The organism is Candidatus Hydrogenosomobacter endosymbioticus (genome assembly GCF_021654655.1).
Taxonomy (GTDB): Bacteria; Pseudomonadota; Alphaproteobacteria; order Holosporales; family GW7; genus Hydrogenosomobacter; species Hydrogenosomobacter endosymbioticus.
The window spans coordinates 206,341-220,155 of the sequence record NZ_AP025225.1; the positions used below are offsets into that span (position 1 = coordinate 206,341).

Genomic DNA, 13,815 nt, shown 5'->3' on the forward strand with positions numbered 1-13,815 from the left:
ACAATAAACTTATCAGCAATCGGCTACATTCAGAGTGTAACACCGTCTGGTTTTTTTGTAAAACTTCATATTTTTTTAATAATTTCTTTGATATGTGAATTTTTTGTTTGTTTTATTATACTACAAAATTCGTTTCCATATCTGCGTCTTGCCTAGTTTTGAATTTGTCTCAAAGCGCAATTTTTGAAAAAATTATTTCCCAGAAAACATCAAATGAAATCCATTTTTATCACAAAATATCATACAACCCATATTTTTTGGTAATTGATCTATTATCAAAACGCGTTTGTCATCCGTTTTGAAATTTGTTTTTTTAGCTATTACAAAGTCTGTGTGATATTTTTTCATATAAAATTCATTAAGCTCATCGCATACCAATATGCTGAACCCTTTTGGAGTCGAAATAACGCTAAACATTTCTGATGTTGCCTGATCTTCTTTGCTAAATTTTTGGACATGCTCTGCGCCGAAGGCTCTTTTCCATTGAGCGACAGCAAAACGTCCAGACATTTTCGTTGACACAAGCATTTTTTTTCTATCGTAGTCTATAAACGCGAGGACTTTATGATCTGGATCTATTACGAAGTCAGGTTTATAAGAAAAGAAAATACCAGAAAATCCCATTATAAAAACAATAATTCCAAAAATTCGTAACCGAGATTTAAATAGGCAAATAAAAATCCCCCCAGCAATGCTTATAATCAGAAACATTTTTGGATATGGAGCAACGTTCCAAACCAAAAAAGATAAATTTTCAGAGCTTATCTTCGCTGTTTTATACAGAAGCTCTATACTTTTTCCCCATACTGGGAAGAGCGCAGATTCTATGCCGAATGGCATGCTGGCCATAGTCAATATTCCAATCGGAGCTATTAGAAATACCGTTATAGGAACTGCTATTATATTTGCCAGTATACTTTGTACTGAGATTTGATGGAAATAAAACATCGTAAATGGAACAGTTGCTACAGTTGCAACGGCCGTTGAATGTATCGAATTAGAGAAAAATTTTCGTATTTTTTCATAAGCAACGTATAAGGACGAGGCCAGTCCCGTTTGCCTATGCTTTATCAATTTTGGCGGTCGGTTTCTAGTTTCCTCATGCATTACTTCGTTCGCTTTATGTTCATAAAATGCGGCTAATGCAGCAACTGCCGCGAACGATAGCTGAAAACTTATGCTCATAAGTGCGAATGGGTCAAAGGCGAGTATAAAAGACGCGGCTATTGCTAAAGTTCTGAGAGAATCTGTCCTTCTAGAGATTAAAGTTGAGAACACTGCTGCGAACATCATTATGCATGCTCTCTGCGCAGGATAGTTTTTCCCGGATATCTGCAGATACATGAGCCCAACCATAAGAGCCGCAATAGACGATATTCTGTATAGATTTACCCGCAAAGCAACATAAGGAAAAAGCGATAGGAGGCGGTAGAACACAGCGAAACATATAAAGGATACTATGGAAAGGTGGAGTCCGGATATTGCAAGTATGTGCGACAGTCCAGAATCAGAAAATTGTTGTGTAACCTCGCGAGGAAGCGCCGCTTTATCCCCAGTGACAAGCGCGCACGCAATCGCTCCGCACGGAGGTGCGAGGTTTTTGTGTATGGTCCTTGTTATGTGATTGCGAAGACTGCTAATCCTGGAAGTTATAGCACCATCGTTCGAGCTGATCACGCGTATCTTCGATACAGAAAACCCGCGAGCTCCAACTCCTTGTAAAAACGCAGAAAACTTCGGGTCAAAAGATCCAGAAAAAAGCTGGCTAGCAATGGGAGTCAAAAAAACCTTTAAGCGTATTCTTTGACCATTTTCAAGAGGAATGTCGTCAGACTTTATATTGATCACCGCTTTGCTCGGAAGTCCGTTTTGATGTATCTCGCCAATCGTCACTCTTTGAAATAACCTAGTTTTCGACGCTGTATGCTCTATGTTTTCTATCATTCCTTCTATATATACTGGTTTTTCTTGATTTATAAATATCGTATAAGGCGCGCTTAGGTTTGCTGTTTTTATGTACGTCGTATAAAATCCGATAAAAATGAATAAAGTCGCTTTAGAAAAAAACGTAAATAGAGGGATTTGGTGTTTTTTATATAAAACATGAAAAAAAACTGATATAAAAGCTCCGAAGATGCATGTAATTAAAAAATCATTACTTCCTATGATGTCTATATTTTCTTTAAGGTTGAAGCAAAATGCAAAAAAAATAGATATCCCAAGTCCTATTCCTATCGGAGCCCACAGAATCCAATTATGGTATTCGTCTGATACGAACTCGTTTACTCTATAAAATAAGAACGAAACTGAGCTAGAGAAAACCTCAAGCAATCTAATTATCCTAAACCCGGATAATACCAAAGACGCGCACGAAACCAAGAAGGAGCCAACAACCCTGACGTCCACAAAATACCCTCGCCACGGAAAACGAAAGCAGGCGCTATAGGATTCGAACCTATGACCCGCTGATTAAGAGTCAACTGCTCTACCAACTGAGCTAAGCGCCCACATTCTGCCGTATTCTACCACAGCAAATTAGTAAATTCTAGATAAATTTGATTTATAAAACAGTTTTACAGACGGAAATAGACGAAACCGCCTCAAATATCTCAAAACAGAGCTGTATAAAGACGCATGCTGCAAAAGCATCCAGCCCTTTTTGTTTTATTGACCACTATTCAGCAAATCCGAGACAGCTTGTTTTTCATGTTCTAACACGGCTATGTTTTCTCGCTCATCTCCAACAGCTTTCGCTATTTTGTCTATTATAGCATTGACAAGAGAGTGGCTATTAGACAAAAGCATCATATGGCTCAGTTCTATGTATTCGTCTATCACAACAGCTGCCGGCACAGAACCGAAAAAAAGCAACTCGCACACTGCGTTTTCTAGTATGCACCTTGTGCTTAATTCGAGCTTATTTATATCCCACTTATCAGGAAGAGCCCCAGATATAGCAGAATCTATTTTTTCCATATTGTCGCACACAGCATTGAATAAGTTGCGCAGATGAGGAAAGTCTATTTTCGCTATATAGCCATTAAAAAACTTATACCCATTATTATCAACTAAATTCCAATCGACAAATTCTCGAAAGTCCTCATCACAACAACGGTCGTTGAATCTATGCAAAAAAAGAACCTGCACAGCAGCTATTCTTGCAACTCTTCTAGGCAACATTAAGAGCTCCAAAGTCTAAAAACACGATACACAAAAAAACACTCACAAAATCACAGCCCTTATCAAAGATCACAGATCACACACAACTTCGCAGCAACGCATGAAGTACCTAGTGTCAGAGCCACATTATAGCAAAAAACATTCATATCGCAATGCGTCACGACAATGTATACACATCCTGATCGCTAAACACTACCTAACCTACATTGATCGACTAAAAGTCCAAACACAAACCGAAATTCAAAAACTGTTTTTTCTATTGTTAATTGCTGTGCTAATGGTATAGCATTACGCATCGTGTTGTCGATCAATTATTTTTTCGTGCTATGTCGATTGGTAAGAAAAAGCTTTTAGTTGCGCTTGATCTCTTGGCAAAAGCTGTTTTCATAGCGACCCCAACGGCGATTATTATATTGAATTTTCTTACCGTCAACAAAAACGAGCTATTTGACTATGTTGGGCTATTCCTCGCCGCTGTAAGCATATTTTCTTGTTCTGCCGCATTTGCGCTAGCAATACGAACTTTTTCTAGCAACGAACACATAGTAACGTCATACTCCGTACTAGTTTTTTTCATGTATTCAACTGCCTTGAGAAGTATACAGCTTATGATGTATAGAATGGGGCTTGGCGATTTAATAAAATTTACTGAGGTATATTTTGCTATTGCTTGGACGCTGATTTTTTCCGCGATGGTAGTTGTTTTAATAAAGCTGTCCAGTAGGAAATTTTTTGTGGTGTTTTCGAAATATTTGCTTACAACGGCACTTATATCGCAATCCATAGCGTATTATTACAACAACTCATCTATAGAACGCAGTATAAATGTACATTCTTTTGGCAAGCTCAATAAAACTCCAAACGTATATTTTTTCGTGATCGACGCGTATCCTCATAAAGATACCATCAAAGAACTATTCGAAGCTGATGACCCGCTATCTCAGGGCCTTAGTTCCAGAGGCTTTGTTATAGCAGAAAAATCGTTTGCTAACTATCCGTTTACCCCTATGTCTGTTAGCTCTCAGTTGATGTGCGAGTATTATTCCGATAATGAAAATCTTGCATGGTCTGTTATAAGAGGAGGGAAAAGCAACGTCGTACGAACGTTTATGAAAAACGGATACAATATATATCTGAATGTAGGAAAAATATCTAATTCAGCATCTTTGCATGAAACTTTGCTTAACATGCTGTCTCAAACAATTTTGACAAGCGTAGTGAAACTAAGTCATTTTGTGCAATATCTCGAGCCTATAGATATTGTCCAGTTCATACGTGATAGAAATTCAGGCGGGAGCAATTTTGTATATGCGCATTTTTTTCAAGTACACGACAATGCTGTTACTGATGAAAGAGGGAAAATTGTAACCCATGAGTTCGAGATGGTTCTTGACGACAACAGATCCCATTTCATGAAGAGTATAAAAGATTTTTCACAGAAATTTTTAGCTCTTATAGATGAGATACGTCTACGAGATAAAAGCGCTGTTGTTTTAGTCAACAGCGACCACGGACTTCCAGTTTTTATCGGCAATGATTTTAGCAGAAAAGATTTTTTGTTCATGAAAAACGCAAGGCATGGAGAGCTGATACAGCTTTGGTTTAAAACGGCCATTTGCGCCATTAAAAAAGTTAAGGACGGCGGAATGAGCGACATATGGAAATATAGGCAGAAAAATTTTGTTGGAGTGTTCGTTCCGGTCGACTCTGATAATCTCAAGAATAGCGTGAAAGCTTCTGAGTTTGCCAACCCCATATCAAACATAAACTTGTTTCGCGTTTTGTTTTCGCATTTAGGAATAAAAAATTTGCCCAAAATATCAGACGAAGTTTTCGTATCTACTCTGGCGGCGAAAAAAGGCGGACACGCCGAGTTCAAGCTTATAAAAGCACCATATATAAGAGACTCTTTATACAAAAACGGAAATAAAAATAAAAAATAAGGTATGGCGGGCGCGAGCGCTAAACGTTTTCGCGCAAAAGTATTTTTTGGTGCGTTTGGCTTGCTCGTACTTGGTTCGTGATCCTCGCTTCGAAAAAGTATTTGGCGCGCAGGAATTGTATAAGGAGGTTTATTAGTATTAATGTTTTCCAATTTACGCATTTCGCTTGAATCGTTCCGGTCATATAAAAGCTTAAACATGGAGTTTCCGTTCGGCGTAGTGTGCTTACACGGTAAAAACGGCATAGGAAAAACAAATTTGCTAGAAGCTCTATCACTTTTATCACCAGGCAGAGGAATGCGCAAAGTTGCCTCTAATTCTGTGTTTCAGAATAATTCTGCAAATACGCCGTGGAGAGCTCAAATAGAATTCATCACAGATTCAGGTCCTCTACGCATTATGACAACAGCGAACGCAGCATCTAACCGAAGAGAGATATACTTAAATGATGTTCTTCTAAAAAAACACTCAGATATTGCAGACCTAATGTCATTGAACTGGATTACACCAACAATGGATAAACTATTTTCAGAAGGGAAAACAGCTCGCCGTCGCTTTTTTGACAGGATCACATTTTCCATTTTTCCAAAGTATGCAGACCACATAATTTCATACGAAAAAGCTATGCGCGAGCGGCAATATTTGCTCGCTGAAAATCGGTATAGTTCCTCCTCTTGGTGTGATTGCTTAGAGTCTCTAATGGCAGAAAATGCAATAGCAATAGCCGAGTATAGAATGCGCGCAATCAGTCTTATAGAAAGCGAAATACGAAACTGCGTAAATGGATTTCCGAAGGCAACCTTTTCTCTAACAGGAGAATTTGAAAACCTTATAAAAGAGAATTTTTGTCAAAAGGCCAAAGAATCGTTTATAGAAATGCTAAAAACCTCAAGGTCTACAGATTCCGGAAAATCAGGCGCAAAAGCTGGCATTCATAAAACTTTATTCTCTGTCACGCACGAGAATGGACAAGAAGCTTCCCTCTGCTCAACAGGAGAGCAAAAGGCCATTTTGGTTTCCATAATACTCGCAGTAACCATAGTCTCAAAAAAAATGGAGAAAGACGCAATTACAATGCTGCTTATCGATGAAGTAGCGGCCCATTTAGATGACGACAAGCGAGAGCGACTTTTCGACGAACTGATATCCATGAAAATTTCAGTGTGGTTGACAGGAACCGATGCTGGAATATTTTCTTCTATGCTAGGCAGAGCACATGTTGTGGACCTAGAAAAAGTTTTATAAAGAGAAATGGAGCAAGAAAAAAGCTTAGTTCTAAATTTATACCAAGAGAAAACAATAAAAAGCCAATACCCATATGCCAACCTCTCTTCAAGCTCTTCCTTAGTTGCTGACCACAAAAAAGCAGGCTTAGAATGGGGTTTTTATCTGTCGTTGAAGCTTGCTGACTGATACTGACGCAGGACGGTAACCCCGCCCCGGCGATAGGAATTGACAGCATTAGGGCTGTGGCTGGTACTCAAGCTTCACACTTGCAAACAAGACAGTTTCACCAATAATATAAAGCCGCATGCTCCAGAAAAAACAGGTCGGACACCCCCGCTTCGAGCAATACACCTGCCTTCTCTTTCATTCTCGCAGCATCCGCCCCACAATGACAGAGTTCATAAAGTCCAAATTTATGTTGTCGCAGATCACTTATGATGAGCAAATATATCTTCCGAAAAACCGATTGCATCAAGCTGAGATCGAACAGGAATACATCTGCAAACATCTAAGAAAAGCTCATACCTCTCTTCTCTTTTCAAAATCTCGTTGAGTTTTTCTTTAAGGTCGTGAAGGTATAACACGTCGTTTGCTGCATACGATTTTTGCGCATCAGTGAGAAACTTAGCGCCCCAATAAGAACTTCTTTCTGTTTTCGATATATCAACCCCGAGAAGCTCATGACATAACTCTCGCAAACTATGTCTCTCTGTGTACGTTCTGCTTAATACAGAAGCTATTCTTGTGCAATACACTGGCTTACATAAAATTCCCATCGACTTATACAAAAGCGCAACATCAAATCGGGCAAAATGAAAGATTTTTTCTATATTTTCATTGCTTAAAAGAGCCCTGAGCCGTGGCGCTTCCTGCACGTTACGATCTATTTGCACTAAGTGGCACACTCCATCTCCGAACGTAAGCTGCACGAGACACAAACGGTCCCTATAGTGAGCAAGCCCCATAGCCTCGGTATCCACAGCGACACTATCCCCAAACTCCAAATCATCTGGGAGGTCGCTGTGATACAACTTTATAGTCTTTACTTTTCTCATCAGAACACAACATCCATAAGCTCTTCACCAGTAGACAGCGCCATTCGTATGGCTAAATGTATTCAAAAGTGAGCTATTTGTAAAGACGGCCTACCTTAAGCGCGCTTCAAAATCGACAGGATCTGTCGCGCTTTCAAAACTTTTTCCTGCTCCATGTCCTGCTGTAGCACCATAAACTCTCGTCACACTACCGCCCTCTATTGGAAAGCTGATATCTCCAAATCCGCTAATAGCAGCTTGTTTTTTAAGGTTATCAAGAGCTTGTTTCGCCATGTCTGCCAACTTGTACGTCACATCCTTAAGATCTTTTTCCGTAGCGATAAGCTCATTCTCGCGGCCAGCTTGCTTTAGTAAAACTAGGTCCCTTTTCACATCATCAATACCGCCACCAACGCTGTAATTATACCTTTCTAGCCAATGGTGATACAGCTCCTGTAATTTATCGTAGTACATAGGTGTTTTATTTTGTTTAAGAGCATTTTCATAATTACCACATATTTGTACAATCTCCTTGAACATTTCGTTAACACCAGTCGCTCTGCTTTCAGGTGTTTTCAAGTCGAACAGCGGTTCAGAAATGTGAAGGCTAACCGGGCTTGGAGATACTTCACGAAGTCTGCCCTCTCCCTCCCAATGATCTGGGCTATGAAAAGAGCTTTTCGCGGGTTGACTCAACGCCACTGGCTGCGAATACATACGGCTAGCCCAGCGAGATATTGTCGGTTGAACTTGTTCAACCATACGTACTTTTTTTGTATGAGGGAGCTTTCGACCTTGCATCTTACTTTGCGGCTTTCTTTTTTTCGAGAAAGCAACGGAAAGGACTTGATGATGCCTGCGGGCATACTGCCTCTCTCTATCTGAACGCATTCTCTTTATTTTCGCAAGTAGCTTCTTTTTATTAGCTAGCGCCTTACTTTTTCTTCTTAACATTTGCTTTATAGGAAGCCCCTTTCGCGCAGTATGATGATTTTTAACTATAACCGCGCTTGCTTCCAACGACCCGGAAAACAAAACTGCTGCAGCTACGACCATAAAACGACATAACCCTTTATTCATGTCCGTGCTCCTTATGTAAAATTTGTATTAATGAATGAATTATACCTTTTTTAATAAATAAAGCAAGTTCTTAAATCGCTAAAAATCTCGCATAACGCCAAATCTGTGTTTTTCATCGAGCTTTTATTATGACCTGCAGAAACAATCCATCTATTTTTTGCAAACATACAAATCGCTTTTAATATAGTTAGACCTTAAAAATCTCCACACCGCGGCTACTATAGTTGCGACAGGAAGAGCAAGAAATACCCCTGTAACCCCCCTAAGAGATCCACCTATCATAACAGCAAGCAACACAACCACTGGGTGCAGCCCCGTTTTGCCTCCCACTAAATAAGGCGTAAGCACTATAGACTCCAGTACGCTCCCGAAAATATACACCAACGCTATGTCATAAACCATATGAATATTGCCAGATTGGAAAAATGCAACCATAAGAGAAACCAGCATACTCACTGTAAAGCTTACATATGGGATAAACATAAGAGCTCCGGTAAACGCACCTATTGAAAGGCCAAATTTTAAAGAACATACATATAAAGCGGTCGAATAGTACGTTGCCAGTATCGCGCAAACCAAAAGTTGTCCTCGCACATATCCAGAAAGAGCAACGTCTATTTCTTCTACTAGCTTAATGGCGTTTCGCTCCATCCATTTCGGCATAAGAGTCTTTACTCTAAAACATAAATCGTCCCAGTCTTTCATCACATGAAACGCTATTATAGGAGCGAGCGCAACAGAAAAAGCAGAATACGCAAACGACAAACCGTTTTCGACAATGTGTACGGCGGCACTTGTAAGAAACGACGCTATCCATGTTAGCAACTTTCCAAGCTCGACCCCAAATTTCTCCATTTGCTCATTTCCTATATCAATTCTTTGCAGCATGGGTTTTATCATGTCAAAAACCGCATCTGTATTTATAGAAAAATTGTCTATTAAAAAAACCGACAAACCACGCATCGATGGAAACAGCTCAAAAACCGCAAGCATGAAAAGAAGGTATATTGATAGCGTCACGGCAAACGCGCTAAGCGAACGAGGAATCCTCTTCGAATGTAAAAATCCAACTATCGGATGGAATACATAAGCAATAAAAACTCCAAAAATAAAGGGCATTACTACCCTATATGCAACAATAAAAAATAAAATTGCCATTAATAAAACCATGGCAATGAAAAACACCTTTTGTCTATTGGTAATTTTGTTATGTATTTCCATAAACCAGGCCTATCTCCGAACAATCATCCAAGGACAAATCATTTTTGCATACATTAGACGTCCCTGGAAGCGCTTGATCTATTGGCTAATATGATTAAATTATTGTTAATTCGATAAACAATGGTTTTATGTTATGCATTGAATAAAATAACAATCATGTTATGCTGTTATTAAGTTTTATAAAACATTGGTAAAAATGAACAGGATTTTTATAATTTTTTTAATGTCGGTTGCTGCAATCGTCGATGCACGCGCAGCAAAGCATAACGAGAAAAAGCAATTTACGTATACAGAACTTCATCTGAAAAGAGTTTCTTATATACAAAAAACACAAAATCTCAGAGACAAGCTTGATCCAAAGATAAAAGAATTTCTCAAAAGGCAAGAAGATTTTGAAAAAAAGAAACGCAACCTACAAAAAATAGCTCTAAAAGCAAATTCATACACATTTAAGCCTCAAATAAACAAACTATCTAACGGAATAATAGAGAAAAATCGCAAAAAGTCTAAAATTGACTTATCGAAAAATAGAGCGGCATCATTAAAAAAATTACAAAAAGAAAATAAAAGCCCCTTACAATTAGCAAAAATTTTGGACACTCGCTTGGGATTTAACAATAGGGAGCCAAGCAAAGATGTACGTTCATCGATCGAAAAAGCTCAACAACAAACAATAAGCTTCAGATGTTATTTGCAAGCTTGTAATAGCGAACATCCAAAAACACCTACTTCTGGATTAAGCGACGTAAGCATGGGTTTTTTAGAGAAAACTCGCGCAGAACTGCAGGCTCTCCATGACTATATACAAGGCCAAAGAAGCGTAGCGCATGAAAATTACGACGACATTAAAAACCGGATTAATTCGTTGCAAAAACAAATAAACCCTTTGAATCATGATTCAAATAACGTAATTACCTATGGATCTCCAAAAAATAGCAACGTTTCTCGTAAACTTGATTTTAGAGCCTCTTCTGGGAAAGCTAACCGACAAATAGAGCCAGAACGACTTGACACTCCGCTTTTAGAAGGATCAGAAAAAAAATATAACCCCACCAAAACGTTCTATAATCCCAGCAACATTAATCAAAATTAATTATAATTCTAAAAATAGCTCTGCTTATTAAAGAAGAGCTATTTGCTTCATATTTTGTTTCTGTTAAAAGCGAGATTTTATGAAATCTTTCATAGAATACAACCCAGGTTGTTTGTTGGCTAGCCATTTGGCAATTTCTATCGCGCCAGCAGCGAGAACATCTCTATTCAAGATTTCGTGTGAGAATTTGATATTTTCATATCGACCACAGAACATGATCTCGTGCTCTCCGAAAATTTCTCCGCCACGAACAGACAAAATGTCTATATTTTTCTTAACCCCTTCGCCGGACGCTGCATTTAATTCGTTTTTTATAAATAAAGCTGTGCCCGATGGAGCATCTTTCTTATGTATATGATGGCGCTCTATAATTGTGACATCAAACCCGTCTGCAACAGCTTTATAAAATTCGCTAACAGTATTTACAAAAGTGTTAAGCGAAACGCTTGTGTTTGAAGAATACAGTATTGCCGATTCTGCTCCCCCGCCAACGCTTTCTATCACGCTGAACGCGTCTTTATCATGCCCTGTTGTGCAAATGAGAGCCGGCGTTTTTGTTTCCCCCGAAATCTTAACAACTTCTTCGGTCGCATTTTTTGAAGAAAAATCTATCACTACATCAGAATTTTTAAACACCAGATCCAGAGCAGAAAACACCTGAAACCCAGCGCACTCACCACGAACAACATCAGCACCAGCAGAAATAGACACTCCAAATTCGCTGGCTATTTTTGCGATGTTTCTTCCCATCCTTCCAAAACACCCTATTAACCCAACCTTCATCATAAAAACCTCTTATCGTTTAATTTTTAACGCAGTAAATCATAAATTAACAAAATCATCCTGCAATCTATATTTTTTTATATTTTTATTTATAAATAAAATATTTCGCCATTACTTTTTTCTTCTCTCGCGATTCTGGACTTTCATAATAAAAACACTTACAATTTCCTCGCGTAATCCATATAACAGATGATAAAATGAATACAACCATTTCTCAAAGAGTTTTTTTGCTGGCGGCGAGCGTATTTGTAACGGTTTCATACAGCGGCTCACATGCTGCTAGCAAAGAAAAATCTATATCAAAAGAAAAAAGCACTCCCTATAGCCAATTAACAGAAAAGAGACCATTAACTGCCGCAGAATTTCTGTTTCGCAACGTAATAAAAGAACATCCATCGGGAAAATTCATGGATTTTTATGGAGATGTTCAAAAGGCCCCTATGGTCTTCGTATATTATATATCTATGATTTGCCCTGATTGTATAAAGTGTTACTTAGAGATTTTTCCAAAACTAATAGCGTCTAAGGAGTTTAAAGAGAAAAAATTCGCACTTGTAGTCGTTGATCATCCATACGACAGGCTCAGCATGAATTTAACAGCGTTTGCATGGTCAGCGAAAAAGACGCTCGCATCTGATATTAGGAAAATACTTTTTACAGAACTAAGAGACAATAAAAAACTAACAGAAGCCGTAGAAAAAAAAGACGAAAAGACCATTTATGCTATGTGTAAGGAAGTATTACTAAAAAACATAAAGCATCCCGAAGACAAGCCCCTTATAGAAAATGCTATGCAGAATGAAGAGCTTCTTAGAATTATATTTGACGCTAGGGTCAGGAACAGAATGTCCCCGCTTAGTATAAACGGCGTTCCAACAGCATTTTTTGTATCTAAAAAAGGAGAGGCGCCGTCGTCTTGGAAGGTGATTGAAATGAAATCTCCAAGCGATGGGGCAGAAATAGTGTCTCTTGTAAAAGAGAATTCTAAAGCTGAAATAGTTCCTTCTCAACCAAAGGAAAAACTAATTCCTAACTGCAATGATGAGCCAAATTCGAAAAATGCTACTGACAAAACCAGCGCCGAACCAGAAAAAAAAGGCCGCGTCAGGTCTATCGTAGATAAATTGAAAGAAAAAACAAACGAAACCAAAAATACAGAAGCGAAAAAGGAGCAAGCTATCAAATGACGATAAGAAAAAACAAAGGCAATATTGCTATTTCTATTAGCTTAAGTTGATACGTTACACGAGACTATGCTAGGTTTGTCGCCAGCATAGTCTTTTTGTTTTCGACTACGCGCGTTCGCCGATGAACTCACGTTGTTAAAAGTTGACATAGCATCACAATTGTTGCATATGATTCTAATGTGGCTCTAGGATTTTCAAGGGTAAATATGCGTATATTAAAAAATGATTTTTTTGCGGCTGCTTTGTGCGCGTTTTGTGTTGGAGTGGGCTCTTCGATGGCTGTATGGCTGACGCCGGAACAACGCCATAATATTTTGAACATTGCGCATTCCGGATACGATAAACTAGACCATAAGTCCAAGAAACTTATAGAACATGTGGTAGATAAGATAATCGCAGATCCCAATATTCAAAAAGACGCTGTAATGAAAATTTTCCTCGGGGTTTTTAAATGCAACAATAAAGAGCAAAAAGAGAAACTAGACATAAAAATAAAAAATACTCTATGCAAAATTGCAGAATTTAAAGAAGCGAATAATTATAAAAATGACGCTGACACCGATATAAAAGAAAAACACCAAAACATCGATAGGCTAAAGGAAAACGTAGAAATTACAGCAAAACCTAGAGAACAAACAAAAATGCCTATAGGGCAAATGGCTCATCAGACCATAGTCCAAGATACACACCCAAAAAATGATATAAGTAATGAGGATGAAGAAAAACTTTATTACATAGAATTAGCAAATAAATTACGATTAGAAAACGCTCTTCTTAAAAAAGAAATAGAATCTCTAACAAATAAACATGCAAAAGAATGCGAGGAATTGTTGGATAAGAATAATTCATATTTACTAATAATTAAGCAACTTGAGAGTGAAAAAGAGCGTCTTTTGGAAAATAACACTTTATATAACTATGCGAACCTGAAAGAGATGAAAAAACAGGATTTTTTTAAAGGACTTCAAGAGGCGATTACGACACAGGCCAGAAAAGCTCCGAATAGTAGGACCAATTACTATTTCGACGCTAACAGCAGCGCTGGTCAGAGAAAAAAATAACTAGCT

Annotated in this window: 11 protein-coding genes and 1 tRNA gene; 5 read left to right on the forward strand and 7 right to left on the reverse strand. The window is 38.3% G+C overall.

The features are described from left to right. Positions 1-192: 192 nt before the first annotated feature. The 3 genes from HYD_RS01010 to HYD_RS01020 all read right to left on the reverse strand — a co-directional run bounded on the left by HYD_RS01010 (position 193) and on the right by HYD_RS01020 (position 3,180). Positions 193-2,406 carry a ComEC/Rec2 family competence protein gene (locus HYD_RS01010; protein WP_236865442.1) on the reverse strand — a complete coding sequence of 738 codons (2,214 nt, stop codon included), beginning with the start codon at positions 2,404-2,406 and terminating at the stop codon, positions 193-195. A 28-nt stretch (positions 2,407-2,434) separates the two neighbouring features. Next, a tRNA-Lys gene (locus HYD_RS01015) sits at positions 2,435-2,507 on the reverse strand. 157 nt (positions 2,508-2,664) lie between these two features. After that, positions 2,665-3,180, reverse strand: a complete 516-nt coding sequence (locus tag HYD_RS01020; RefSeq protein ID WP_236865445.1) for a transcription antitermination factor NusB — start codon at positions 3,178-3,180, stop codon at positions 2,665-2,667. Positions 3,181-3,506: 326 nt separating this feature from the next. Between HYD_RS01020 and HYD_RS01025 the strand changes: the two genes are divergently transcribed. Then, the gene (locus HYD_RS01025) at positions 3,507-5,123 is read left to right on the forward strand and encodes a hypothetical protein (RefSeq protein WP_236865447.1); all 1,617 of its coding nucleotides are present in this window, start codon (positions 3,507-3,509) and stop codon (positions 5,121-5,123) included. A 141-nt stretch (positions 5,124-5,264) separates the two neighbouring features. Further along, positions 5,265-6,368: a DNA replication/repair protein RecF gene (gene recF, locus HYD_RS01030; RefSeq protein ID WP_236865449.1), complete on the forward strand. Its 1,104-nt coding sequence runs from the start codon at positions 5,265-5,267 to the stop codon at positions 6,366-6,368. Positions 6,369-6,778: 410 nt separating this feature from the next. On the opposite strand, the gene HYD_RS01035 is transcribed toward recF, so the two are convergent. From HYD_RS01035 to HYD_RS01045, 3 genes are all read right to left on the reverse strand, one after another. After that, on the reverse strand, positions 6,779-7,405 hold the full coding sequence (locus tag HYD_RS01035; RefSeq protein WP_236865451.1) for a ribonuclease D: 627 nt from the start codon (positions 7,403-7,405) through the stop codon (positions 6,779-6,781). 90 nt (positions 7,406-7,495) lie between these two features. Further along, the gene (locus tag HYD_RS01040; protein WP_236865453.1) at positions 7,496-8,464 is read right to left on the reverse strand and encodes a hypothetical protein; all 969 of its coding nucleotides are present in this window, start codon (positions 8,462-8,464) and stop codon (positions 7,496-7,498) included. Between the two features lie 150 nt (positions 8,465-8,614). Further along, positions 8,615-9,685 carry an AI-2E family transporter gene (locus tag HYD_RS01045; protein ID WP_236865455.1) on the reverse strand — a complete coding sequence of 357 codons (1,071 nt, stop codon included), beginning with the start codon at positions 9,683-9,685 and terminating at the stop codon, positions 8,615-8,617. 196 nt (positions 9,686-9,881) lie between these two features. On the opposite strand from HYD_RS01045, the gene HYD_RS01050 reads away from it, so the two are divergent. Further along, complete coding sequence (locus HYD_RS01050; protein WP_236865457.1) at positions 9,882-10,778, forward strand: hypothetical protein; 897 nt, start codon at positions 9,882-9,884, stop codon at positions 10,776-10,778. Between the two features lie 63 nt (positions 10,779-10,841). Here HYD_RS01050 and dapB read toward each other — a convergent pair whose 3' ends face one another. Continuing rightward, positions 10,842-11,564 carry a 4-hydroxy-tetrahydrodipicolinate reductase gene (gene dapB / locus HYD_RS01055; protein ID WP_236865459.1) on the reverse strand — a complete coding sequence of 241 codons (723 nt, stop codon included), beginning with the start codon at positions 11,562-11,564 and terminating at the stop codon, positions 10,842-10,844. Positions 11,565-11,758: 194 nt separating this feature from the next. On the opposite strand from dapB, the gene HYD_RS01060 reads away from it, so the two are divergent. Then, positions 11,759-12,748 (forward strand): thioredoxin domain-containing protein, encoded by a 990-nt coding sequence (locus HYD_RS01060; RefSeq protein WP_236865461.1) that lies wholly within the window; start codon positions 11,759-11,761, stop codon positions 12,746-12,748. Between the two features lie 206 nt (positions 12,749-12,954). Next, the gene (locus HYD_RS01065; protein ID WP_236865463.1) at positions 12,955-13,809 is read left to right on the forward strand and encodes a hypothetical protein; all 855 of its coding nucleotides are present in this window, start codon (positions 12,955-12,957) and stop codon (positions 13,807-13,809) included. Positions 13,810-13,815 lie beyond the last annotated feature (6 nt).